Genomic DNA, 22,574 nt, shown 5'->3' on the forward strand with positions numbered 1-22,574 from the left:
CCACCTTCAACGGTGATCGGGGCACGAAAACGAAGCCCGTGACGGGGCCCCATCAGGTCTATGGATTCCTCACCACCGCGCCGAATGCGGTCGTCGAGCCGATTCATCCGAAGGCTATGCCGGTGATCCTGACGAGGGCTGAAGAATGGGATGTATGGCTGCGGGCGCCCTGGGACGAGGCCAAAGGGCTGCAGCGACCGCTTGAGGATGCCGCACTCCAGATCGTAGCGCGAGGAAGCGAAAAGGAAGATGTGGCTTCGACACCATAGAAGGCAGGCAGCCCTTTGCGATGGTACCACTCCCAGGGCTTTGCCCGATACGCAATTTGCAATTTTGCCATCTAGATCGGCGCACTCCGCGGAATCAAGGATTCCCGGGCGGGCATCTGCGGCTTTGCAACCAACATTTATTGTGTTTCGTTCCCAAGCGCCATCTCAATCGCGGAACGACGGCGGCCTTGCCGAGTTTTCCCGATAGCTCGGGTTCGTGATCCCGGGCCAGAAGGTGACTTGTGCCCCAGCTCACTTATCCTTTGGTGACGCTGGGGTCTTTTTGTCTGCCGGGCCGCCGACGCGAACTCAGGCGCTTGAGCAAATGCGGCCGGACGAGAAATGCCTATTATGAGAGGCGGCATACCGACGTGACTTTGTTAGAGGCGGTCCGCGTTGCGTCAGAATGCAAACGACTCTAGTTGAGAACTTGCGTCCGCTCTGCCGCGATGAGCGGACCTCCGTCGGGCCACACGCAACTTCGGAAATGGGCCATTCATGCAAATCAGCTTGGCGACTCGTTCGATCACTTGATCTGCGCGGGCCACGACGTCGGGCAGACATTAACGCCCAGAGCCCTCGCTGTCTTTAGGTTGAGAACCATAAAATACTTCGAAGCTTGCTCCACTGGCAATTCAGCAGGCGTAGCTCCCTTGAAGATTTTGCCGATGTAGAAGGCGGCACGCCTATAGAGATCGTCTAGATCGGACCCGTAGCTGACCAGGCCGCCCGCCTTCACGTTGGCCCTATTAGCGAATATGGCAGGCAATCGATGCTTCGTCTGAAGTTCAGCCACCAGCTCAGCTTGCACGGTGTATAGAGGTGATGACACGACTAGAACCCCGTTGCATCGATTGTGCGCCATGGCTTGAACTCTGTCCTGTACTTCTGAGACAGTGCTGGCTGAAGCAGGGACGAGCTCCACTCCGATCGTTTGTGCTCCGCGACCGGCCGCCTTAAGAGCGGTCGGATGCGAAGGCGTGGTCGGATTCCAGAGCAAGCCGACTCGCGTGGTTCCGGGAAGTATTTCCTTCAAGATCTCCAGTTCCTTCTAGGACACTTCTGTCAGAAGCATGGACGTGCCCGTTAAGTTTCTGCCCGGCCGCGAGAGGCTCGTCACATCTCCAAGCCCCCCGGGTCTGCGTGCTGAGCGAATACGATGGGGACAGTGGCCGTTGCGCGCCGAGCTGGCCCTCCCTGGGTGGACGCAGGCGCGAAAATGGCGGCGGGAAAGCGAACGACTGCCGAGGTCGCTGAAGGGTCAAAAAGCTGACCGTCTGAGAGCCCAGCAACTTGGTCGGCAAACGGGGCGAAGCAGTCGTTTGCCCCCTTGCGGTTGTTGGGCAAGTCAGCCAGCATCGGCGTGGTCGTCGCCAACGCAGTGCTTTCTTTCCTATTTTTGATCAAAGGATTAGAGGAAGGTCATGTCGGCCCATGAACATTGGCAAATGGATGCCAGCGCACCGGAGCTTTATGAACGCTATCTTGTGCCAGCCATCACTTCCGTATGGGCCAATGATCTGCTCGACCGCATCTCGCCGAGCGGGGGAGAAAGCGTGCTCGACGTTGCCTGCGGTACCGGCGTTGTGGCGCGGTTAGCGAAGCAGCGCGGACATGATGGACGGTTGGTTGGCATTGACCTCAATACAGCTATGCTCGCGGTGGCACGGGAAAAGTCTTCCGATATCGAATGGATCGAAGGCAGCGCGCTAGACCTGCCTTTCGATGCAAACTCTTTTAACGTCGTGCTCTGCCAACTTGGATTGCAGTTTTTCCCGGATCGGCCACTGGCACTCAGGGAAATGGTCAGGGTACTCAAGCCCGGAGGTCGTGCGGGCTTAAGCGTCTACAGCGCGATTGAGAAAACGCCAGCGGCGCACGCTTTTGTCCAAGCACTAGACGAACATCTCGGAGAAGAGGCCTCAAAAACCAAACGTTCGGAGCATCTCGCTTACAATGAGCAAGAGGTTGACGCTTGGGCTAGACAGGCAGGCTTTGACGTTGTTGATGTGGCCGCCGTCACAAAACAGATCACGTTCCCCTCTATGCTGGACTATGTCCGCTTCCAACTTAGTGCCACTCCGATGGCTGCGCTCTTGAGAGAAAAAGGTTCAACTGAGCGTGAGCGGATGATCAAGTCGCTTGCCGATTACGCCGCATCCCGCCTGGATCAGTCCATGCTCGCGGGTGGCAAGCTGACATTCCCGCAGCAATCTTTCGTGGTGACGGCTTCACTCCACTGATGTCGGCTTGGAGTCAAAGGCGGGCCTCGCTTCGCTCAAATTGGACCCAAGTACGTCTCCAATCGTCTCAAACCGGACGCGGGCTTGGAAGGCGTGCGGGCTGAAAATGACCAGCCTCACTAGCTGAGGAGGTCAATTATGAATGCCCGCCTCCTATCCCGCTGGCTCTCCGACATCGAATTAGACCCGGGGCAGAGCAGACGTGCTCTGCGCTGCCCTCGCAGACGGCTTCGGGCCAGAAGGCGACATAAGCTGCGTGTTCGCAACCCGGAGCGACAGAGCTCGATCGAGCTTGCGTTAGCTGAAGCCGAACTCGTTCGTTTGCGGAGCAAGACGAATGTCTGGTTCGCTAATCGGGCGTTCGATTGGCAGGTACACTACTGTGGAACCGAAGCTCGATTGAGTCTTGGGTTGGCCTGTTTCAGAAACGTCACGCCGACTTCTGTACCGTTCACCCAGGCAACCTCACATCGCCGGTATGCCAGTCCGGTCGCGGAAAGCACAAGAAAGAACTCTTTGAGAGGCAAACCGTGATCTGAGGCGTCAACAATGAGCCTCGCCCCCGTATCAGATACGTCTTTGACAGTGCAGCCGCGCCGCCACGTGCCATCAATCGCCATGATGTTGGCGGTGAAGGGACGGGCGAATGGGACTCGCCGTGCTCCTCGCTTGTTCGGTATCACTCTGTCATCCTGTGCAGGCTGCCCAGAGACGGTGCAAGGTCCGGCGCGTCGGCAACGCGGTTGGTGGTTGTCGAACTAACCACCGTACAGTTCCTGCCTCGCTTCTTAGCATGATAAAGAGCGATGTCAGCGTCGCGGATCAAAGTGAATTCATCGAATGTGGCATGGTTCTTTTGTGCCACGCCGACACTAACAGCCACGCGAGAAGTTGGTGATCGAGGGTGACGGATCTTCAGACGCTGAACCAACAGCCGAATGGCGTCCGCGACCCTCGCTGCTTTCTCCTCAGGGACCCCGGGAAGGATGACGGCGAACTCCTCTCCACCATAGCGCGCCGAGAAGCCTCCCGTATTTGCCGTTGCGCGGCCAATCACTTCAGCAACCTGTTGCAGGCATGCATCACCTGCTGGATGGCCCAAACCGTCGTTAAATTCTTTGAAGTGGTCGATGTCGATAAGAAGAACCGAGAGTACATCATACTCAGCGTAGGCTTCTCGCAAGAATGCATCGAAGCTGCGCCGGTTTGCCAGTTTGGTTAGCCCGTCCGTCATTGCGAGCTGGGCCAACTTCAAGTTGGCCTTGGACAATTCGTCTTCCATCTCCTTCTGCTTCGTGACATCTCTAAGGACGCCCACAATCTCCGCATCGGCTGAAGAGAAACGCTCTGCGATCCTGAAGTGAGCCTCCAACCACACGATAGAACCTGACGCGCGCCGCATCCGGAAGCGCACGGAAGGAGACGCTGCGGCATCCTTCAACTGCCTACTCGCGCTAATCACTCTGTCGCGATCATCTTCGTGGACGACATCGAGGCACAATTTGCCCAGAAAGGCGTCTTCAGAGGTATCCAGCACGGTAACCACCGAAGGCGACACGTAACGGATACGTCCCTTTTTATCCATAACGATCACGATGTCCGCAATGTTGTCAGCGAGCAGCCGGAAACGAGCCTCTCGTTCTTGCAAGGTGCGTTCGACACGCGCCCCGAAACGGAATTGGGCGTTCAGCATGCATGCAACTCCAATGACCACTGCCAGGAGCAACCCGGCAATCAGGGCGTCAGAGGCGAGATCAGTGCACCAGCCCTGCAAAACTTCACCCTCGGACTGGGCCACGGTGACGACCAATGGGTAGTTTGGGGTCTGCTCATAAGCAACGTACTTGATCAGGCCATCGAAGGGCGATGTGATCCTGTAGAACCCGGAGGCGCTTTCGCCTATTCGTTGTTGGAAGAGGGACACATCGCCAATTGTCCGGATACTCTCAACCGCCGGCCAGCGCGCCAACAGAGTGCCATCGTTCTTCAAGATGCTGATTCCGCTTTGGGTACCCAAGTTGAATGAGCCGAAGAATGAACTGAAGAAGTCGCAGTCGATGGCCGCCACGATCACCCCGGCAAACTGCCCCGAGGGAGTGCTAATGCGCCTAGACAGAATTATGGTTGGGAGTCCTGTGAGCCTGGAGGTAACAGGGCCACTGACGAGCAACTTCGTGTTGGAGTTGTCGCGATGGTAGGCGAAGTACGGACGGTCAGCGTTACTGTACTCGGGTCGCTCCTCAACTGACGAATAGCGCCAGCTCCCAGCGCTGTCGAAAACGGCGATGAAGCGGAGTTGTGGCATGGCCTGCGTCATCTCCCGCAAGTAGGCGTCGAAACGCACTTTTTGAGGGTTTTGATACTTTAGTAGGTCGGCCATACTAGCAAGCGCCACGTCTGGTGCTTTGAATGTGGTGGCTGCATGCTGGGCGAGCGAGCGCGTTAGGTTCTTCTGGCTATCCGCTGACTGCCTAAGGGCCGCTTCCCGGGCATAAGAGGCTTTCCATGCCACCAGTCCGACCACGCAGGCAATCATAAGCACGAGGAAGGTCCCCACCACCATCCGCGGGTTCCTGTGCAATTGCCGCTGAAACGAAGACCCCGGCATTCCAACGCTCACTTATTGTAGGCATGATAGTCACCTAGGCATGATGGTCATCATGCTTTGCTTTCCATCAGCTTAATGGGTGGCCGACATACCCCCCAGCCCTCGCTTTTGCTCAAGGAATGATTGCGAACGCTGTCGGTATCCGGCAGCTCATTGGCTCTGGCGATTTCTGCAGGTACTAGCGTGCCGCCGATTTTGGCAGCAATGATAACCCCTAACCCTTCCCTACTGCTGCTCTTCCCTTACCACCGGTGTGGGACCGTGTCGGGAGAGAGTTGCAGATCTCGCTACGCTCAGTTTATGCCGTCATTTGCCTCGATCAGAAGGATGGTTAGCATCTCGATCCGGCTGCAGATCTCCTTCATCCGACTGGCTGCGCCGGCCGCGATCCCGAAACGTTCGCTCTCCAAGGTGCTGACGACTATTTGATCGCCAAGCTCTCTGCGAAGGTCCTGAAGCTCTTTGAGTGCTCTTTCGAGCTCTCCTTGAAGCGCTGTCAAAGCAGGCATTAGGACTGTCTGTGCTAGTCACGATTCGTCAGCATGATTCTAAGCTCTCGTAGCTCCTATGGCATCCGTGGCTTCTACGGAGGCGAACAGCAATATCAGCACAACATTAGAGCGACCTAAGCGGCAGCTGAGAGGCGCGGTCTTTAAACACGTGTACTCAGACCGAGAGAGGATTAGTCACCTCCCCCGCACCACGGCTCTGGTCCTCGGGCGTAGAGGAGCGATAATCTCCTTCTTCAGTCTGTGCACCGGTTTGGATACTCCCGTACAAATACGGGCTCGTACGCAATCTAACGTGCATACACTCTGGAAATGCCTTTAATTGCAAACGGCGAAGATACCACGTTGTGAGCCTGGGCAAGCTTGGGGTGTTGCAGGGTTTACGATTGGTCAACAAGAACGTGCAATTTTTTTAGGCAGGGGAGCGACTGTCCTCGCAATTGCAAACCCACGTGCGGAGCCGCAGTGTTCAATTTTCAAAGCAAGAAAGTCAGACACGCAATCGCGGAGGTCGAGGCGCTGGATCAGTCGCAGGCCGTGATCGAATTCGGCCTCGACGGCACCATCCTCGATGCCAATGAAAACCTGCTCAAGATGAGCGGCTACACGCTTGAAGAGATCAAGGGCAAGCACCACAGCATCTTCGTCAGCTCAGCCGAGCGCGAAAGCGCTCGCTACCGTGATTTCTGGGCCAGCCTCAACCGCGGGGAATTCCAGACCACGCAGTACAAGCGTTTCGGAAAGGGAGGCAAGGAACTCTGGATTCACGCCTCCTACGCGCCGTTGCGCGATGAGAACGGCAAGGTGGTCAGCTTCATCAAGTTCGCCACCGACATCACGGCGTACAAGATCAGGACTATGGAGGATGCCGGCAAGATCGCCGCGGTTAACCGCGCGCAGGCCGTGATCGAATTCCAGATGGACGGCACCATCATCAGCGCCAACGAGAACTTCCTGAATGCGATGGGCTACTCGCTCGACGAGATCAAGGGCAAGCATCACAGCATGTTCGTAACGCCAGAGGACCGCGCCAGTGCGGCCTATGCCGCGTTTTGGGCCAAGCTGAACCGCGGCGAGTTCGAAGCCGCCGAATACAAGCGGCTGGGTAAGGGCGGCAAGGAGATCTGGATCCTTGCGACCTACAATCCGATCCTCGACGAGAATGGCAAGCCGTTCAAGGTGGTAAAATTCGCAACCGACGTCACCACGCAGAAGATGAAGGCGGCCGACAGTGACGGCCAGCTCACCGCCATCCAGAAGTCGCAGGCGGTAATCGAGTTCAACATGGACGGCACGATCCGCACCGCCAACGAGAATTTTCTACGAGCGATGGGTTATTCGCTGGCCGAGATTCGAGGCCAGCACCATTCCATGTTCGTCGAGCCGAGCGAGAAGAACACGCCGGGCTATCGTCAGTTCTGGGAAACTCTCAACCGCGGTGAATTCCAGGCTGCCGAATACAAGCGCATTGCCAAAGGCGGTCGCGAGATCTGGATCCAGGCGTCCTACAACCCGATCTTCGATCTTAATGGCAAACCTTACAAGGTTGTGAAGTACGCCACCGACGTCACCGCGCAAGTCATCGGCCGTAAAAAGGCGGACAGTGCACGCGGACTAATCGAGGCGGTCGCGGCCGGCAGCGAAGAGATGAGCGCATCGATCCGTGAGATCTCCGAGACGATGGCAAAGTCCCGGGAGACGTCCAAGGTCGCGACCAATCGGGTAGAATCCGCCGATGGGCAGGCCCAGAAGCTGACCGCGGCCGCGGAGGCCATGAGCGGCATTGTGGAGATGATCTCCGGCATAACCAGCCAGATCAACCTTCTCGCGCTCAACGCCACGATCGAATCCGCCCGCGCGGGCGAGGCCGGCCGCGGATTCGCGGTTGTAGCTTCCGAGGTGAAGAATCTGGCGAACCAAGCCAAGCAAGCGACGGACACGATATCGTCCGAGATTGCAGCGCTCAACGTCATCTCCGGCGAGGTCGCGAGTTCCCTTACGGCGATCAAGGCTGCGATCGCCGACGTCAACGAGTTTATCGCCTCGACCGCCGCCGCGGTCGAAGAGCAGAGCATCGTCACCGCGGACATGTCAGCAAACATGCAGCGCGCGTCAGCCGAACTTGCTTAGCAGCCTTGGCAGGCACCCCCTCTTCCGCGGCTAAGTTAGAATCCGAAAATTCAGCAGAATCCGCAGGGCGGAGGGCTGAAGTAGCGCCTGGGATACGCAAGCGCCACTGAAGACGTCTGCTAGGGTTTAATCGCGTTGTTTTGGCCTGATTTGAGTTAGGTCCGGTCTACCTGTGGCAGCCGACATATTCTCGGCCGAGCGATGCGGCAGCGATGGGCCACTTGCGGACATTACAGTAGTCATCCACTCTATCCTCATGTCATGGTTGGTTCGCTATTTAACTCACCCACAGGTGCAAGTTGATCCTGCGGTGCCTGTACCGTCGTGGGGTTTGAGCGCCGCTGGTCGCGCACGTGTCTCGGCCGTCATCGCGTCTGGTTGGCTGCGCGGAACATCGCAGATAATAGCAAGCGCGGAGAAGAAGGCGTTGGAAACAGCGGAACCGATTGCAAGCGCTCTGGGTGTACATGTCGAAGTCCGGGAGGCGATGCACGAGAACGCTCGCTCGGCCACCGGTTTTCTTGCACCAGCAGAATTCGAAGCTGTTGCCGACGAGTTCTTTGCTCACCCAGATATAAGCATTCGTGGATGGGAACGGGCCCGAGATGCCCAGAAGCGCATCGTGCGCGAAGCTGAGGCCGTGCTGAGCCGAAGTCACGAAGGACATGTGCTTTTCGTTGGGCATGGGGCGGTCGGTACACTTCTCTATTGCCACTACGCTGATGTTGAAATCAATCGCGTGCACGATCAGCCCCCGGGCGGCGGGCACTACTTCACAATCGATAAATCAAGGCGTGAAGTGCTTCATTGCTGGCGCCGGGTGGAAGACGCGCCATAGCTCCCGACCAAACGTCTGCGATGGGTCAAAACCTGTCCTCAAGCTCCCGATCGTGAAACGTCTGCTGATGGTTCATGAGCTGCCAACAGACAAACCCGTTTGGACAGACAAAAGGGGAGCAGGATGGGTTGAGCACTTGCGAAACCCATCATGCTTCGTCGCATAAAGAGGAAGCGATGGGCTTCTCTTCGCTCAACCCATCCTACGAGCTTCTACTTCGCCCATAGGCCAAATGGCGACACTCGCGCGGATAACAGGGGCGCTCATCCGATCAAAGTAAAGCAATGAACGCCCCTAGCTGGTTTTCCTACTTGGGTGGCGGCGTATCGTAGAGCGGTTTGCCCTTATCGACGATGTGCACCGTCAGAAGCTTCACAGTCTTATCGCCGACGACCTTAAAGGCGCCGTGCGGAACATCCCGAACATTCACAGAAGAGAAGCCAGTTGGGAAAGGCACTTGCTTGCCGTCCGGTAGTTCGATAGTGCCGCCTTCCAAAACGTAAAAGGCCTCTTCTCCGTGATGGATGTGGAGCTTTGATGTGTCGCCCGGCTTGATGTCGGAGATGCTGGTGATGACCTCCATATTTGTGCCAGTCAAATCTGCTCGCTTCAGTTCCTTTCGAAACGGCGAATCTTGGGCGTTTGCTGCGTACGTGAAAAGTGATGCAAATAGAATTCCGAGTAAGAATTTCATCCGTTTCCCCTCGCTTAGCGAAATCTGCGATCTAGCAGACGCCGAATTAGGACCGAAAAGTCGGATGCATCTCAAGGTTTATCGCTGTTGCGATGCACTACGGCGGGGCGACGGCCCGCAAAGGCACGAAAACCGCAGTCTGATTCCGAACCGGGTGTTCACGACGCGGAGATTGTGCTGGATTCCGCTCTGGGTCAAATGCTACCCTCATCAACCTTCACTACCTTGGTCGGCTCACTCCCGGAAGCAGACGTCATCGCACTTTCAGCTTAGATCAGCAACACGCGCGCGGACTCATGGTTCGTGCCCTGGCTGGTTTACTTTCGGCGGGACGACGATGGCACCAGTGTTGGGATGACGATCGTCGGCAAGCGCTCTCTGCCGAATGCCATCACCTCGCATTCGTCCATCAAACAGGAACGGCCGCGGTCCATTTGCGCCGGCAATTGCCGACGTGTGCGATTGTCCAGATTTGGTATCTGGCGCGTTGGCGACAGTAGCGGCCAGTGCCAACACAAATGCGATTGCTAGCCTCGGCATGTTGACTTCTCCTCTTGCGCTCGGGCCAACGCGCGGCGACACGTTTCAGTTTCGATCACAGTCGGGCGAAACTAGGCGCCAGGATGGCGGCCAACTGCGACCCGGAACATATGACCTGCTGACGTCAGCTTCGGGTCTTGGTCGTGTAAAAACGTCCAGGGTCGTTAGCCTGAAGCCAAGACTGGGCCGGCCTTAGGCCGCGACCGCGGCGATCAGCGGCCTGATCCCGAGGATATTCATTACTCGGGTTAGTTATAGCCCAAAACCGAGAGGGCCATCTCAGCGGCTACCCTTGGCAGAGTTTTGGTCAGGAAGTGCGTCGCTCCCATGCGTGCCTTCATCGTACCGAACGGATGCTCGACAGTCTCGCGACGAAGGCGCATAGCGAGCGGGTTCGCATCGAGCCGCTGCTGCACGGCGTCGAGTAGATCCTCGTGCTCCCATCGCGTAATCCGGCGCTCTGACCCGGGCGTGCACTGGGGTTTGATCGAACAATTCTTACAGGCGTTGGTCCAGTAGCGCCGCAGCATCTTGTCGGCTTCTTCGTTCGTATAGCGATACGGCAACCGCTCCCCGGCCGGAAAACGATAGGCGTCTTCCTCAGGCAAATAGACGAAGTCCTGCTTACCGAAGCGTCCGTCCGGCTTGGCGCCCGAAGTCATCGGCTTTGGTAGAGTTACCGTGATGCCAGCCTCGTGGCAGGCGAGGATCTCCGGGCTGCTGAAGTAGCCGCGATCGGCAACGGCCTCGAGCGTCTCAGTCTTCAGAACGGCCTTCGCCTGCATGGCCATATTGGCAAGTTGTGCCAGATCTGAGCCGCTGTTCGTCACCTCATGCGCAATGATCAGGTGATGGTCGGTATCGACGGCGACTTGGACATTGTAGCCGACAACGCCGGATCCGCGGCCACTGGTTGCCATCGAACGGCTGTCCGGATCGGTCAGGGAGATTTGCTGATCCGGCGAAGCCAGCATCTGCTTCTCGTAGGCGGCAAGCTTGCCGATCTCCTCCTTCAGCTTCGTCAGCTTCTCGGTAAGCCTCGTCACCTTCGCCGACAGCGCCTCGCTCGGCTCCTGTCGGTCTGCCGTGTCAAGTTGGCTCAGATAGCGCGCGACGCTCTCCTCCAACTGAGCGCGCCGCCGCTCCACCTTCGCGCGCGTGAAGTTTCTGTCCCGGTTGTTCACGGCCTTGAACTTGCTTCCGTCGATGGCGACGCTGGACGTCGTGACAAGACCCATCCCGCGGCAGAGCTCGACAAAGCGCGCACATACCTTGCGCAACGCAGGCCGTTGTCCTTTCGGAAATCGGCAATCGTCTTGTGATCGGGAGCGAGCTGACCCAGCAGCCACATCACCTCGACATTGCGCCCGGCCTCTCGTTCCAGCCGCCGGCTCGACTGCACTCTGTTCAGATAGCCGTAAATGTAAAGCTTAAGGAGAACCGAGGGATGTACGACGGCCGACCGATGGCCGCCGGCTCAGCACTCTCAAAGCCCATCTCAGCCAAACTGAGCGCATCGACAAATACGTCGATCACGCGAACTGGGTTAGCCGTAGTCGCGCTACCGAGTTCGCCTATGAGTTTTGCGTCAGTCGACGAGGTCCCTCCGGACTTTAAGCGTTAACGACGCCGAGAGCCCTTAGACTTTTTGACCACCTGTGCAAAACGATTTTTGCAACAATATCTGTCAATAGCGGACCACAGCCGGAACCAGCGACCGGCGGGCTAAAGGTGCGGCGACCCGACCGCCGCACCTTTTTGCTTTCTATACAAAGTGAAAGTCTGATGACGTAAGGCTCGCCTTATGAACGCCTTGGAGAACAATTTGGTCGTGCTCTTGCCCGCCCCCATCAAGACTGATGATCACGTCATGTCCATTCTTCGCGTCCATGACGTGAGAACTAGCAAGGAAGCTGCTCTCGTCGAAACCGCTTGTGAGGCGATGATCAATCTCTAGAATGTCGTGCGACGCATCAGCTCCGGCCGTAAACGATTGTACGATTGCTTTTTCGAACCCAGGCCTAAACACGAAATTATCTACGCCACTGGTACCTTTGAAAGCATCGCCAGAAACGATCTGAACCGTAAGGATTTGGGTATCGATAAGCCCACCCTTATCAGTCACCTGCACCGTCAAGTTATATGTCTTATTTCCTTCGGATTCGCCGATGAAAGTCACATCTCCTGTGGTCTTGTCAATATTGAATAGCGAGTGTCCTTTTTTGTCTACGCCCGTGCCGGCAACGATGGAATAGCTGAGCACGTCACCCTGATCGGGGTCAGACGCGCTGATTTTAGTTACTATCCGCCCGTGATCCGAGCTGTCTCTATCGACCAAGTAGTTTGCGCGATCACCGCCGCCACCCGAACTTATCGTGGGCGCCTCGTTCACGTCGGTCGCTATTACTTTCAATATCTGTGTATCGATACCGAAATCGCCGTCTGAGACAGAAACTTGAACTTCGTAGACCCCATCATTGTTTCCGTCATTTGGCTTCTCAAAGTTCGGGCCGTTTATAAAGCTCAAAACCCCATGAGCATCGATCGTGAATAGGTCTTTGTCAGCACCGCCGGATATGGCGTAAGTCAGACTTTGATTGATGTTTTGATCAGTTGCACTAACCGTCGTGACCTTCGTGGCATTTTCCACTATCGATATAGTCGCGGTCGTTCCACCCCCATCCGAGTTGATGGTCGGATCAAAGTTGTAGAGCGGATTGAACGCGCGAAACACATCGCGGGTATTATTGAGGTCGTCAGCAACGAGATTGGTCGAATCGCTCTGGAATGCAATGTACTTGCCATCTGCGGAGATGACTGGGTGAATGCCAAATGCGTTACCCTGCACCCCTTGACTGTTGACGGAGACCAATGCGATGGCGCCAGTCCACATGTCTTTGACGAACACATCGACATCGCCGTTGGTGTCGCCAGACACCAGGTTGTCAGCAAAGCTGTCGAAGGCAACGTAGCGACCGTCGTCCGAGATCACCGCATTCCCGCTTTGATCATTGCCCGGCGTACCATCCGCTGCGGCAGACACCAGCTTGCTTTCACCAGTCTGTCGATTGTACCAGATGACATCACCGGCGAAACCGCTTGCATGATCGACTACGGTAACGATGTCTGTGGCAAGGGTATTGTAGACCAAGAACTTCGCATCGCTGGTCATCTGCAGATTGAACGAATCGGCGTTGGCCGAGCCGCCATTAATTGATTTGGAAATTAGTTCAATCTTCCCAGTGACAAGATCCTTTACGAATACGTCCTCAGCACCATTGTTGTCACTGGAAACCAAGTTGTCAGCTAAACTCTCAAAGTTCACGTAGCGGCCATCACTTGAGATGATGCCAGCGTCACTATCGCCATTGCCAAACACAGTATTGCCATTTGCGTCTTTGAAACCTGATACCAAGCTAAACTCACCGGTCATCATGTTCTTGACGAAGACGTCACGGTACCCGTCGACCGTGAAAGGGCCGGAGTCCCCGGAGACAAAATTGTCCGCATAACTATCAAAGGCGACGAACTTGCCGTCCGGCGTAGCCATCCCGTACAGGCTGCTAAAGTCACCCTTACTAATCACATTACCAGCAGAATCCGTCGCGGCAGAGACAAGGGTCTTCGTGCCGGTCGTCAGATTGACGAGGTACACGTCGCTTCTCGTTGCGGGGGTAGTTCCGATTCCAAGCGTGCCACTCGGAGGTCCGTAAAACGTGGCGAATTGCGCATTCGCTGTAAGTGAGCCGGTGATACTGGACTGATTGAGTGTATGACCGTCGCTTCCTCCGGATATAAGCGTCAATTCTCCCGTCAGCATGTCCTTGATGTAAACATCGGAAAAGCCGTTAGTGTCGTTCCCAGGGCCAGCCAGATTATTGGCGAATGTCCAAAACATCACGTAGCGACCGTCGGCAGACATCAGGTAGTGCCCGAAATCCAGTGTTCGGCTCACTCCATTGCCTTGCAAACCGGCCTGAGTAACCGAAACAATGGTCGTAGAATATGGATTGATAGGAAGGGACATTAGAACTCTCCACGCTGTGCGAGGTCTGTCAGCTTCAGCAATAGATTAAGAATAAAATCTGCGCCTCTCCGAGCAAGAGTTTTGCTGAAAGGCCATTTCTTATGCAGATCGGTTTTTGAGAAGTGAGGCCAATCTCTTGGCGAATAGCGGGGCTCACAACATCCAGTCAGAAGCGCGACAAAGAGTCGCGGTAATCTCTGCCCTTAGACTAAGTTCCATTGGAATTAGCGTGCGCGGCCGGCTCCTTGTAACTCCCGCCTCTGGCCAGCATTCGAGCTTAGAAGCGAGCGCAATCGCCGCAACACAACGGCAAATCGATGTGGATCAAGGTGTCGGCCTTTTCGCACCGCTCCAGCACGGTGGCGCTGTCGTCGAAACCCTCGATGATCCATTTCTCCTGTTCACGAAGTCGGCGGTGTATGACATGAAGCCGGCAGGCCCCTTACCACAGCGAGGTGCCGCGCCAACGTTGATTTTCCGCCACCGGCCTTTCCGAAAATGGCCACGCGTTTCATGCGGGGCGATTATAATCTGGTTTGTAGGGCTTGTCTGGTATGGGTCAAGATCGGCGGTATAGCTCGCCGCAAGACACTTCCGGTCTAGCCTCGACAACCGACACCTGGAGGAACGTCGAGAGAGGCAGCATCGGGCCACAGCGGACGTTCTGTGCAGGCGAGACATCGACCCCGCCTACCCCTGAATGCCTGGAGAACGACGTCGAGGTGGCAGCATCTCGCGCGCACGCTCGATGAACAGCCGTGCCAACGGGTCGATGCCCGCCTAGCCTGGCCGGTACCTGCACGATCGCCGCTCCGTACTAAGGCGTCGCGCGGCGTGTTGCGCATCTGCGCATCAAGCACTTCCAGGCGGCTCATCTCCTGCTTCAGCCGAGCGATCTTTTCCTTGATCATCGTCGTCTTGATGCTGATCGCCTCAGATGGCTCCTGCCGATCGCCGCTATCGAGTTGACGCAGATATCGGCCGGCACTTTCCTCAATCTGCGCCATCCGCCTCGCCATCTTGGCATGCGTGAAGTTGCGGTCGCGATTGTTCACCGCCTTGAACTTCCTGCCGTCGATTGCGACGCTTGGGCTCTGCAACAGGCCCATTTGCCGGCATAGTGCAATAAACTTCGCACAAACTTTCCGGATCGCCGCACCATTGTCCTTCCGGAAGTCCGCGATCGTCTTATGATCGGGAGCCAGGCGGCCGATCAGCCACATCACCTCGATGTTTCGGCACGCCTCACGTTCCAGGCGGCGACTAGACTGCACCCGATTGAGATAACCGTAGATGTAGAGCTTCAGAACGATCGTCGGATGATACGAGGGCCGGCCCGTCTCCTTGGCGATCACGCGCTCAAATCCCATTCCATGCAGGTCGAGCGCCTCGACAAACACATCCATCACATGGACCGCGTTGTCCTTGCCTACCCAATCCTCCAGACATTCCGGCAAAAGCGTCAGCTGGGATCTGTCCTCGCCTTCAACGAAGCGTCCCATCCGTGTTCTCCATCATGAAATGGAGGAATCGTAACCGACTCTTGGCTTTTCACAGGGGCATAAGCTGCCGCCGCGTACTCTCCGCGGTACGTCCGCTGTTGAACAGCTTGCAGACGCTCTACGGCCCTGACCACGCCGCCGCGTCAGCTATCCATCCGCGCCAACGTCTCGGCCGGACCACCGCGAACCAAATCGTGGCGGGTCCTTTCAAACTTTAATCGAATGCACCCCACCGGATTGGGCGGAATGAAATCCCTCCGCCCCATGCTGGCACATGTCCATGTGGCACATGAGGGAGCCAATGTACTACGTCGCCGCCGCACTGCTCGGGCTTTCGGGACTGTTCTATTCGGCGGGCCATAGCGAGCTCGGCTCGTTCGGCGCGGACGTGTGCAGCTACGGTGGGCCCTTCTGCGACAGCCCGGCGATCGTGTTCACCGGCGCGGCGCTGGCCGCGGCATGGGGCATGTTCGTCAGCGTCAAGTAGGACGCCCAATGGACGCGACCGGCCGCCAGGTCCGTTGCGCGTCGAGGCTTACTGGCGCGCCGCCCCGCTCGCTCCCGGAATCTGCCCGCCGAATTTCGACGGTCCGGTGCCGCTGGGACTGGTCGGTCCACCGGCTGTGCCGTTCGGGTCGGTGCGGGCCGCGGTCCGTCCCGGGCCGTGCATCATGTTCATCGCGTTGGACCAGCCGTGATGGCGGGCATGCCGGGTCCCGTGAGCCGAGGCAGAGCCGGCCGGGATTGCGAGCAGGATCGCCAAGGTCAGTGTCGCTGCTTTCATCGGTGTTTCCTCCTGTTGGGAAAACCGTTCGGCGAGCTCAACGTTCCTCCGCTCACAGTGCCAGCTCTTTGCGAACCGCGGCTGCGGAATTGCCGACCTTGTCGACGGCCTTTTGCAGCTCCTGCCTGGAGACACCGAGCGCGTGAGTCCAATACTTGACCTCAAGCGCCTCGTTCATGTTGATTTTGCTGCGGTCCGGCTGTTCGCGCTTGGTCAGATGATCCTTCACGGCGGCCTCCTCTAGGAGAGAAGAACGTCGGCCTGCCCGCGCCGTTCCGAGCGGGATAAACAGCTCCGAGGTATTCATCCGCACATCGCGGATGGCGCGGCACGCATTCTGGGTCGGCCGATGAGGCTCCTGCACGAAGCTCAGCAGCAATGAACGCCGCCCCCCCTGAACGGTTCAGAGTCGCACCGTGCGGCAAGTCAGCGTCGAACACCAGGATGTCCCCTGCCTCGCGGACCATGATCAGCGCGGAAGCCTCATCAGGCTCACCACGGTCGAGATGGCCTGGAACGAGGCGCGCGGCGCCGTTGTCAGGCCCGTAGGCATCGAGGAAGACCAGGGCGGCGATGGCTTTGGTGCCTGCACCGTCGCGGTGCAGAGGCTGATGGCCGCCGCCCGGGAGCGGCTCGCGTCCCTCGACCTGAGCCAGAAAGAACGGACAGGCCAGGATGTGCGCTCCCGCCGTAAGCAGGAGCGGCAAGCGGCAGGTTCGCTGGACCGTTGGATCGAGATCGCTTCCGCGGGGCGCCGACCATTGGTCGGCGGTGCCTACACCGGCCTCGAAGGCGGCCCGCAGCGCATCGCGCCAAGCCGCCGGCACGGCACCGCGGAGCAGGAGAAAACCGTCGCGAGTCAATGCAGCGGCTTGATCCGGCGCGAGCGGATCGACCTGGGTGGGCGTGATGTGATGCCGCATGAGCGCTCCCTACAATTTCAACGTGTAGACCGCAACAGCGTCGTGCCTCACCGCAAGCGGCAGAGTTACGCGCCCGTCTTGAAGCGATGCAAGAAGCGCCGCAACGGCCCGCAGCGGCATGCGGCGGCGGGTCGCCGGCCGAGCCAGAGGGAACTTTCCTGGCAGGTTCGCGCTTAAACCTCGAATTCGCAATTTCCGGAAGGTGAGCCCTGTCGAACCGGTCCAAACCTGAAGCCTCCAAGCGCGCCAGCGTCGCTGCGCCGACCAAGTCCGCACCGACGCTGCTGCAGCGGCTCGGGCCGGGCCTGATCACCGGTGCGGCCGACGACGATCCCTCGGGCATCGCCACCTATTCCCAGGCCGGCGCGCAATTCGGCTATGGGCTGCTCTGGACAGTGTTCCTGACCACGCCGTTCATGATCGCGATCCAGCTCGTCAGCGCGCGGATCGGCCGGGTCACCGGCAAGGGGTTGGCGGCCAACGTCATGGAGCTCGCGCCCCGATGGCTGGTGCTGGGCCTCGTGGGGCTGCTCGTTGTCGCGAACACCTTCAACATCGCTGCCGACATCGCCGCGATGGCCGAATCGCTCTCGCTGGTCATCGGCGGGCTCAATCACGAGCATGCGCTGATCTTCGCGGCCGGCTCGACCCTGCTGCAGGTGTTTCTGCCCTATCGCCGCTACGCGCCGGTGCTGAAATTCCTCACCCTGGCGCTGTTCGCCTATGTCGCCACCGCCTTCACCGTGAAGATTCCCTGGAGCACCGCGCTGCTGGCCGCCGTATGGCCGAAGGCGGACATCAGCGCCGACTATCTCATGATGGTCGTCGCCGTCCTCGGCACCACCATCAGCCCTTATCTGTTCTTCTGGCAGGCCTCTCAGGAGGTCGAGGAGATGAATCTCGGTACGCGCGACAAGCCGCTGCGCGAGGAGACTAGGCGCGGCGGCGATCCCGAGCTCGCGCGCATCAGGGTCGACACGATCTCCGGCATGCTGCTGTCGAACGGCATCGCGTTCTTCATCATCCTGACCACGGCCTCGGTGCTGAACGCCAACGGCGTCACCAACATCAATTCGGCGACGCAGGCGGCCGAGGCGCTGCGGCCGCTCGCGGGCGACTTCACCTTCGCGCTGTTCGCGCTCGGCATCATCGGCACGGGCCTGCTGGCTATCCCGGTGCTGGCGGGCTCGGCGGCTTATGGCGTCGCCGAGATCTTCGGCTGGCGCGCCACGCTGGAGGCCCGGCCCGAGAAGGCCGTCGGCTTCTACACCATCATCGCTGCCGCAACCATCATCGGCTTCGGCCTCGGCTTCACCGGGATCGATTCCATCCACATGCTGGTGTGGAGCGCCGTGCTCAACGGCGTCGTGGCCGTTCCGATCATGGCGATGATGATGCTGATCGTCTCGAGCCGCGCCATCATGGGCCGCTTCAGAGCCCGCCAATGGCTCATCGTGCTCGGCTGGCTCGGCACCGGGCTGATGGCGCTGGCCGTGCTCGCGATGCTCGGCTCGTCGGTGATTGGCTAAACTGGCGACAGCGCCGCCGAGATTTGCGAGGCGATGATGAAGGCTGCGAACACGGCCGGCACGCTGATGAATCGCAAGAACTGATCCACTGAAAGCATCGTCGTCTTCCCCCAAAGACAAAGCGCCGTCGCCCGCCGCGCTACTCCACCCTGTGCGCGACGTGCTGATCGGCCGTCAGAATCTGATCAGAAATGGCGGCCCCACCCATCGTGAGCAGCGCCAGAATCGAAATCATCGCCATGAATTTCATGCCCGGAGGGTCGATTCCAATTGTGGCGAAAGCCGTCTCCACTTGGCGCAATTTCGGGACGATCCCAAGAAACATCACGACCTCCGGACTTCTACGGAGCTTCCGCCGGCACAGTCAACATTCGATGGCTGGCCAAGCGTTTGCGGACTTCACGGCACTCGGTCGTTAGCTTACCAATTGTGGCTGGGCCCAGGCTTGCGACCGGGACACAAATCAAGAAGACGCCGCACGGCGCGACAGGGAGCGACATGGCAAAATCATCAAAAGCAACAAGTCTGGAGATCCTCGCCTGCGACGCCGGCTGGAGGAATTACCATTTCGTCAAGGTGACGACGGAAGACGGCGTCGTCGGCTGGAGTGAGTTTGACGAGGGCTTTGGCTCACCCGGCGTCGGTGCTGCGATCCAGCGGCTCTCGGGCCGCGTCATCGGCCAGAACGTCTTTCAGCATGAGCGCGTCCATGCCGAATTGTTCGCAGCGACCCGCCCCGCGGCCGGCGGTGTGGTGGCCCAGGCGCTCGGGGCGATCGAGAATGCATTGCTCGATGCCAAGGCCAAATGCCTCGCCGTCCCCTGCTACGAGCTTCTCGGCGGCAAGATCCGCGACCGGATCAGGGTCTACTGGTCGCATTGTGCGACGTGGCGGATCAATCATCCGTCCTGGTACAAGCCGGCCATCGAAAACCTCGACGGCGTCAAGGCGATGGGCCAGGAGGTGCGCGAGAAGAAATTCAGCGCGCTCAAGACCAACATCTTCTCCTACGACGAAGGCAAGCCGACCGGCTGGCGGCCCGGCTTCGGCTCGCCCTTTGCGCCCGAGATCAACGTTGACCGCAAGATCCTGCGTGACCTGCGCATGCATCTGGAAGCAATCCGCGACGGCGCAGGCCCCGATGTCGACATCCTGCTCGACTGCAATTTCAACGCCAAGACCGAAGGCTATTTGAAGATCCTGCGGGAGATCGCCGATCTCGACATGTTCTGGATCGAGATCGACAGCTTCAACCCGCAGGCCCTCGGCTATATCCGCAGGCAAAGTCCGCATCCGATCTCCTCGTGCGAGACACTCTTGGGCTTGCGCGAATTCCTGCCCTATTTCCACGAACAGGCGATGGACGTGGCGATCATCGACACGCCCTGGAATGGCCTGTGGCAATCGATGAAGATTGCCTCGGCCGCGGAAGCCTTCGAGGTCAACGTCGCGCCGCACAATTTCTACGGTCATCTCTGCTCGATGATGAACGCGCATTTCTGCGCGGCTGTGCCGAACCTGCGCATCATGGAGATCGACATCGATCGTCTCGCCTGGGACCGCGAGCTCTTCACGCATGAGCCGGAGATCGTGAACGGTCATCTGATCATACCGGACCGTCCCGGCTGGGGCACCGAGCCGAACGAGGAAGCCCTTCGCGCCCATCCGCCGAAAACGAGCGGCGGACTCTTGAATTACGGCCTCAAGAGCTGAGAAACCCTAAGGCGTCACGGGGTTGACGGCTGGCGACGTCTTCGGCCGCGCGGGTTCGATCGGCGACTTCGGTTCGGTTGGGAGCACGATGGCGCCGGCCGCACGTGCCGCTTCACCCGTGGTCGCGTACATCGCGACGTGCGCGGGTTGGGTCTTGGCCCGGCTCCAGGGGCCGTGGTCGACGATCAGCATCGCCGCAATCGTCACTGCCGCCACGATCAAAGCAATGACGCCGGGGTGACGGAGCGCCGTAGACATGGAATCTGCGAAACGTTCATCGGTCATCGAAGGGTCCGCTTATTTCCTATCGCAGGTTAATTCCGTTCTGCCCCACCCGGTTCCCCTGAAGCGGCCAGCAAGTTCCAGACCAAAGCTCGGAACTCCGCCATCATCACTTCACGTCCGGGCGGGCATCGCCCACGAACCCGTCACGATTGGGCATTTTGATGGCTGCAAGCGAGTCCGCATCGAGCGTCGCATCGGGTCCCACCACGCCATTGAGATTGAGGATAAAGGTCGACACCGCATAGACGTCCTCGTCGCTCAACGACTGCGGGGCATTCTGCGGCATGGCGCGGCGGATGTAGTCGAACAATGTCGGCGCATAGGGCCAATAGCTGCCGACCGTGCGGATTGGCTTCGCCGTCGCGATCGTGCCTTGGCCCCCGACGAGGCGATCACCGACCCCACCTTCGCCCTTGTCGCCATGACATGACGCACATTGCTGCGCAAACACCTCGCGTCCGTGGCTGACTGATCCGCGTCCCCCGGGAAGATTGCGACCGTCGCGCCCAATGTCGATGTTCCAGCCTGCGATCTCGGCCGCGGTTGCCGGCCGGCCGATGCCATATGGACCTTCCGCCTGCGCTCCGCTGACCGAGCCACACAGAATGACGGCAACAACGACGATCCAGGTCTCACGCCAGCGCATTGGTCACCTCTCCGTCGGCCGCGATGCGCCAGGGCCAGATCGCGTTGTTGTGGTAGAAGAAGTTCTCGCCGCGAACGGCGAGCAGTTCAGCGAGCGTCGGCTGCACATAGCCGGTCTCATCGATCGCGCGGCTCTGCATCACCACGGGCTTGCCGTCCCACTGCCAGGGCAGGCGGAAGCGCGTGAGGGCGCGCGTCAGCACCGGCTCCTGCAGTCGTGCATCCTGCCAGCTCTGGCCGTCATCGAGAGATATTTCGACCCGTTTGACCTTGCCGTGGCCGCTCCAGGCGATGCCGGTGATTTCGTGGAAGCCCGGGGCGCTCAGGCGCTGGCCGCCGGAGGGGCGTGTGATGATAGACTTCGCTTCCATGTAGAAAGAAAACTCGCGCGCCGTGCCATCAGGCAGCAGGTCGGTGTATTTCGAGGTCTCCTCGCGCGAATAGACCGGCTCGGCGGCCACGTGCAGCCGGCGCAGCCATTTCACATTCATATTGCCTTCAAATCCCGGCAGCAGCAGCCGCAACGGATAGCCCTGCTGCGGGCGAAGCCGCTCGCCATTCTGGCTGTAGACCAGCATGGCGTCCTCAAGACACTTCTCGATCGGGATGCTGCGGGTCAAAGCGGCCGCGTCCGCGCCTTCGGCGATCACCCATTTGGCCTCTGGCTTCAGCCCGGCCTCCTCGAGCACCAGCTTCAGCCTGACGCCCGTCCATTCGGCGCAGCTCAGGAGGCCGACGAGATCCGAAGCCGTCTTGCCGTAGGGTTTGGTGTAACCAGGATTTCCCGAGCATTCGAGGAAGTGGATGCGTGACTCCGATGGGAAGCGCCTGAGATCGTCCATGGTGAAGATCAGCGGCCGTTCGACGAGCCCATGAAGCATCAAGCGATGCTGCGCTGGATCGATGGTCGGAACGCCGCCGTGATGCCGCTCGTAGAACAGGCCGTTCGGCGTGATAATGCCGTCAAGCTCCTGCAGCGGCGTGCGGCCGGAGGCCGAAATGTACTGCTTCAGGTTCTTCGAGATGTTCTTGATCACACCCTTCTCGAACGGCGATGGCGCTCCGTAAGGTTGGCTTCCCATGGGATCGCCGGGTGTCTTCATCCAATCTGGGACGTGGGGCGGAAGGTTGTCCGTCTCTGCGGCGGCCGAAACACCGGCCCCCAAAACAACGCCGCTTGCCACGGCCCCGCCTTGCAGGAAGCGACGGCGCGTCGTTCGGGCGGATTGATCTTCGATGTCGCTCTTGCTGCTCATTGCGGACCCTCGGCTCAAGCTTGGCCCGCATGAAAGCTTCTACGACGCAAATATGCAATTCTCGCGCATTTCAAAAACA

At 58.8% G+C, this 22,574-nt stretch carries 19 protein-coding genes and 3 pseudogenes; 7 read left to right on the top strand and 15 right to left on the bottom strand.

The window, feature by feature from the left end:
• Positions 1–269, top strand: a pseudogene (locus tag IF809_RS25445) (SOS response-associated peptidase); the annotation flags it as partial.
• A gap of 526 nt (positions 270–795) precedes the next feature.
• Here IF809_RS25445 and IF809_RS25450 read toward each other — a convergent pair.
• Positions 796–1,305 carry an ABC transporter substrate-binding protein gene (locus tag IF809_RS25450; protein ID WP_462838863.1) on the bottom strand — a complete coding sequence of 170 codons (510 nt, stop codon included), beginning with the start codon at positions 1,303–1,305 and terminating at the stop codon, positions 796–798.
• 388 nt (positions 1,306–1,693) lie between these two features.
• On the opposite strand from IF809_RS25450, the gene IF809_RS25455 reads away from it, so the two are divergent.
• Positions 1,694–2,512 carry a class I SAM-dependent methyltransferase gene (locus tag IF809_RS25455; protein WP_462838864.1) on the top strand — a complete coding sequence of 273 codons (819 nt, stop codon included), beginning with the start codon at positions 1,694–1,696 and terminating at the stop codon, positions 2,510–2,512.
• Positions 2,513–2,889: 377 nt separating this feature from the next.
• On the opposite strand, the gene IF809_RS25460 is transcribed toward IF809_RS25455, so the two are convergent.
• The 3 genes from IF809_RS25460 to IF809_RS25470 form a co-directional block, all read right to left on the bottom strand.
• Positions 2,890–3,192 carry a PilZ domain-containing protein gene (locus IF809_RS25460; RefSeq protein ID WP_462838912.1) on the bottom strand — a complete coding sequence of 101 codons (303 nt, stop codon included), beginning with the start codon at positions 3,190–3,192 and terminating at the stop codon, positions 2,890–2,892.
• On the bottom strand, positions 3,192–5,075 hold the full coding sequence (locus IF809_RS25465; protein ID WP_462838865.1) for a diguanylate cyclase: 1,884 nt from the start codon (positions 5,073–5,075) through the stop codon (positions 3,192–3,194). The genes IF809_RS25460 and IF809_RS25465 overlap by 1 nt, the downstream gene beginning before the upstream one ends.
• A gap of 338 nt (positions 5,076–5,413) precedes the next feature.
• Positions 5,414–5,629 carry a hypothetical protein gene (locus IF809_RS25470; RefSeq protein WP_462838866.1) on the bottom strand — a complete coding sequence of 72 codons (216 nt, stop codon included), beginning with the start codon at positions 5,627–5,629 and terminating at the stop codon, positions 5,414–5,416.
• Positions 5,630–6,094: 465 nt separating this feature from the next.
• Between IF809_RS25470 and IF809_RS25475 the strand changes: the two genes are divergently transcribed.
• Together IF809_RS25475 and IF809_RS25480 are read left to right on the top strand one after the other, a co-directional pair.
• Complete coding sequence (locus IF809_RS25475; protein ID WP_462838867.1) at positions 6,095–7,759, top strand: methyl-accepting chemotaxis protein; 1,665 nt, start codon at positions 6,095–6,097, stop codon at positions 7,757–7,759.
• A 256-nt stretch (positions 7,760–8,015) separates the two neighbouring features.
• Positions 8,016–8,597 carry a histidine phosphatase family protein gene (locus IF809_RS25480; protein WP_462838868.1) on the top strand — a complete coding sequence of 194 codons (582 nt, stop codon included), beginning with the start codon at positions 8,016–8,018 and terminating at the stop codon, positions 8,595–8,597.
• Between the two features lie 307 nt (positions 8,598–8,904).
• Here IF809_RS25480 and IF809_RS25485 read toward each other — a convergent pair whose 3' ends face one another.
• The 4 genes and pseudogenes from IF809_RS25485 to IF809_RS25500 all read right to left on the bottom strand — a co-directional run.
• Positions 8,905–9,291, bottom strand: coding sequence for a cupin domain-containing protein (locus IF809_RS25485; protein ID WP_462838869.1), 387 nt, complete (start codon positions 9,289–9,291; stop codon positions 8,905–8,907).
• Positions 9,292–10,023: 732 nt separating this feature from the next.
• Positions 10,024–11,409: pseudogene (locus IF809_RS25490) on the bottom strand (IS1182 family transposase).
• A gap of 187 nt (positions 11,410–11,596) precedes the next feature.
• Positions 11,597–13,858 (bottom strand): hypothetical protein, encoded by a 2,262-nt coding sequence (locus tag IF809_RS25495; RefSeq protein WP_462838870.1) that lies wholly within the window; start codon positions 13,856–13,858, stop codon positions 11,597–11,599.
• 830 nt (positions 13,859–14,688) lie between these two features.
• Positions 14,689–15,360: pseudogene (locus tag IF809_RS25500) on the bottom strand (transposase); the annotation flags it as partial.
• 301 nt (positions 15,361–15,661) lie between these two features.
• Between IF809_RS25500 and IF809_RS25505 the strand changes: the two are divergent.
• Entirely contained in the window at positions 15,662–15,847 is a 186-nt protein-coding gene (locus tag IF809_RS25505; RefSeq protein ID WP_462838871.1) for a hypothetical protein, read from the top strand.
• A 48-nt stretch (positions 15,848–15,895) separates the two neighbouring features.
• Here IF809_RS25505 and IF809_RS25510 read toward each other — a convergent pair whose 3' ends face one another.
• The 3 genes from IF809_RS25510 to IF809_RS25520 are packed head-to-tail and all read right to left on the bottom strand — an operon-like array spanning position 15,896 to position 17,067.
• Positions 15,896–16,144 (bottom strand): hypothetical protein, encoded by a 249-nt coding sequence (locus IF809_RS25510; RefSeq protein ID WP_453996392.1) that lies wholly within the window; start codon positions 16,142–16,144, stop codon positions 15,896–15,898.
• Between the two features lie 52 nt (positions 16,145–16,196).
• A complete protein-coding gene (locus IF809_RS25515; RefSeq protein WP_128964982.1) occupies positions 16,197–16,373 on the bottom strand; it encodes a DUF3606 domain-containing protein in 177 nt (58 codons plus the stop codon).
• Positions 16,306–17,067: a phytanoyl-CoA dioxygenase family protein gene (locus tag IF809_RS25520; protein ID WP_462838872.1), complete on the bottom strand. Its 762-nt coding sequence runs from the start codon at positions 17,065–17,067 to the stop codon at positions 16,306–16,308. Before IF809_RS25520 ends, IF809_RS25515 begins: the two co-directional genes overlap by 68 nt.
• A 281-nt stretch (positions 17,068–17,348) precedes the next feature.
• On the opposite strand from IF809_RS25520, the gene IF809_RS25525 reads away from it, so the two are divergent.
• Positions 17,349–18,596, top strand: a complete 1,248-nt coding sequence (locus IF809_RS25525; RefSeq protein WP_453997587.1) for an NRAMP family divalent metal transporter — start codon at positions 17,349–17,351, stop codon at positions 18,594–18,596.
• A gap of 139 nt (positions 18,597–18,735) precedes the next feature.
• On the opposite strand, the gene IF809_RS25530 is transcribed toward IF809_RS25525, so the two are convergent.
• Positions 18,736–18,921, bottom strand: coding sequence for a hypothetical protein (locus IF809_RS25530; protein ID WP_462838873.1), 186 nt, complete (start codon positions 18,919–18,921; stop codon positions 18,736–18,738).
• Between the two features lie 173 nt (positions 18,922–19,094).
• On the opposite strand from IF809_RS25530, the gene IF809_RS25535 reads away from it, so the two are divergent.
• Positions 19,095–20,309: a mandelate racemase/muconate lactonizing enzyme family protein gene (locus tag IF809_RS25535; RefSeq protein WP_462838874.1), complete on the top strand. Its 1,215-nt coding sequence runs from the start codon at positions 19,095–19,097 to the stop codon at positions 20,307–20,309.
• A 6-nt stretch (positions 20,310–20,315) separates the two neighbouring features.
• Here the strand turns inward: IF809_RS25535 and IF809_RS25540 are convergent, their stop codons facing one another.
• The 3 genes from IF809_RS25540 to soxC form a co-directional block, all read right to left on the bottom strand.
• Positions 20,316–20,594: a hypothetical protein gene (locus tag IF809_RS25540; RefSeq protein ID WP_128964978.1), complete on the bottom strand. Its 279-nt coding sequence runs from the start codon at positions 20,592–20,594 to the stop codon at positions 20,316–20,318.
• Between the two features lie 106 nt (positions 20,595–20,700).
• On the bottom strand, positions 20,701–21,240 hold the full coding sequence (locus IF809_RS25545) for a c-type cytochrome (RefSeq protein WP_462838875.1): 540 nt from the start codon (positions 21,238–21,240) through the stop codon (positions 20,701–20,703).
• The gene (gene soxC / locus IF809_RS25550) at positions 21,227–22,495 is read right to left on the bottom strand and encodes a sulfite dehydrogenase (RefSeq protein WP_462838876.1); all 1,269 of its coding nucleotides are present in this window, start codon (positions 22,493–22,495) and stop codon (positions 21,227–21,229) included. Before soxC ends, IF809_RS25545 begins: the two co-directional genes overlap by 14 nt.
• Positions 22,496–22,574 lie beyond the last annotated feature (79 nt).

The sequence above is a fragment of the Bradyrhizobium sp. UFLA06-24 genome (genome assembly GCF_054967145.1).

What these genes read in the sequence shown, in the direction of transcription:
- IF809_RS25455 (WP_462838864.1), top strand. Translation starts at nt 1,694, where the DNA reads ATGTCGGCCCATGAACATTGGCAAATGGATGCCAGCGCACCGGAGCTT.
- IF809_RS25465 (WP_462838865.1), bottom strand. Translation starts at nt 5,075, where the DNA reads ATGGTGGTGGGGACCTTCCTCGTGCTTATGATTGCCTGCGTGGTCGGA.
- IF809_RS25470 (WP_462838866.1), bottom strand. Translation starts at nt 5,629, where the DNA reads ATGCCTGCTTTGACAGCGCTTCAAGGAGAGCTCGAAAGAGCACTCAAA.
- IF809_RS25480 (WP_462838868.1), top strand. Translation starts at nt 8,016, where the DNA reads ATGTCATGGTTGGTTCGCTATTTAACTCACCCACAGGTGCAAGTTGAT.
- IF809_RS25485 (WP_462838869.1), bottom strand. Translation starts at nt 9,291, where the DNA reads ATGAAATTCTTACTCGGAATTCTATTTGCATCACTTTTCACGTACGCA.
- IF809_RS25495 (WP_462838870.1), bottom strand. Translation starts at nt 13,858, where the DNA reads ATGTCCCTTCCTATCAATCCATATTCTACGACCATTGTTTCGGTTACT.
- IF809_RS25505 (WP_462838871.1), top strand. Translation starts at nt 15,662, where the DNA reads ATGTACTACGTCGCCGCCGCACTGCTCGGGCTTTCGGGACTGTTCTAT.
- IF809_RS25510 (WP_453996392.1), bottom strand. Translation starts at nt 16,144, where the DNA reads ATGAAAGCAGCGACACTGACCTTGGCGATCCTGCTCGCAATCCCGGCC.
- IF809_RS25520 (WP_462838872.1), bottom strand. Translation starts at nt 17,067, where the DNA reads ATGCGGCATCACATCACGCCCACCCAGGTCGATCCGCTCGCGCCGGAT.
- IF809_RS25530 (WP_462838873.1), bottom strand. Translation starts at nt 18,921, where the DNA reads ATGTTTCTTGGGATCGTCCCGAAATTGCGCCAAGTGGAGACGGCTTTC.
- IF809_RS25535 (WP_462838874.1), top strand. Translation starts at nt 19,095, where the DNA reads ATGGCAAAATCATCAAAAGCAACAAGTCTGGAGATCCTCGCCTGCGAC.
- IF809_RS25540 (WP_128964978.1), bottom strand. Translation starts at nt 20,594, where the DNA reads ATGACCGATGAACGTTTCGCAGATTCCATGTCTACGGCGCTCCGTCAC.
- IF809_RS25545 (WP_462838875.1), bottom strand. Translation starts at nt 21,240, where the DNA reads ATGCGCTGGCGTGAGACCTGGATCGTCGTTGTTGCCGTCATTCTGTGT.
- soxC (WP_462838876.1), bottom strand. Translation starts at nt 22,495, where the DNA reads ATGAGCAGCAAGAGCGACATCGAAGATCAATCCGCCCGAACGACGCGC.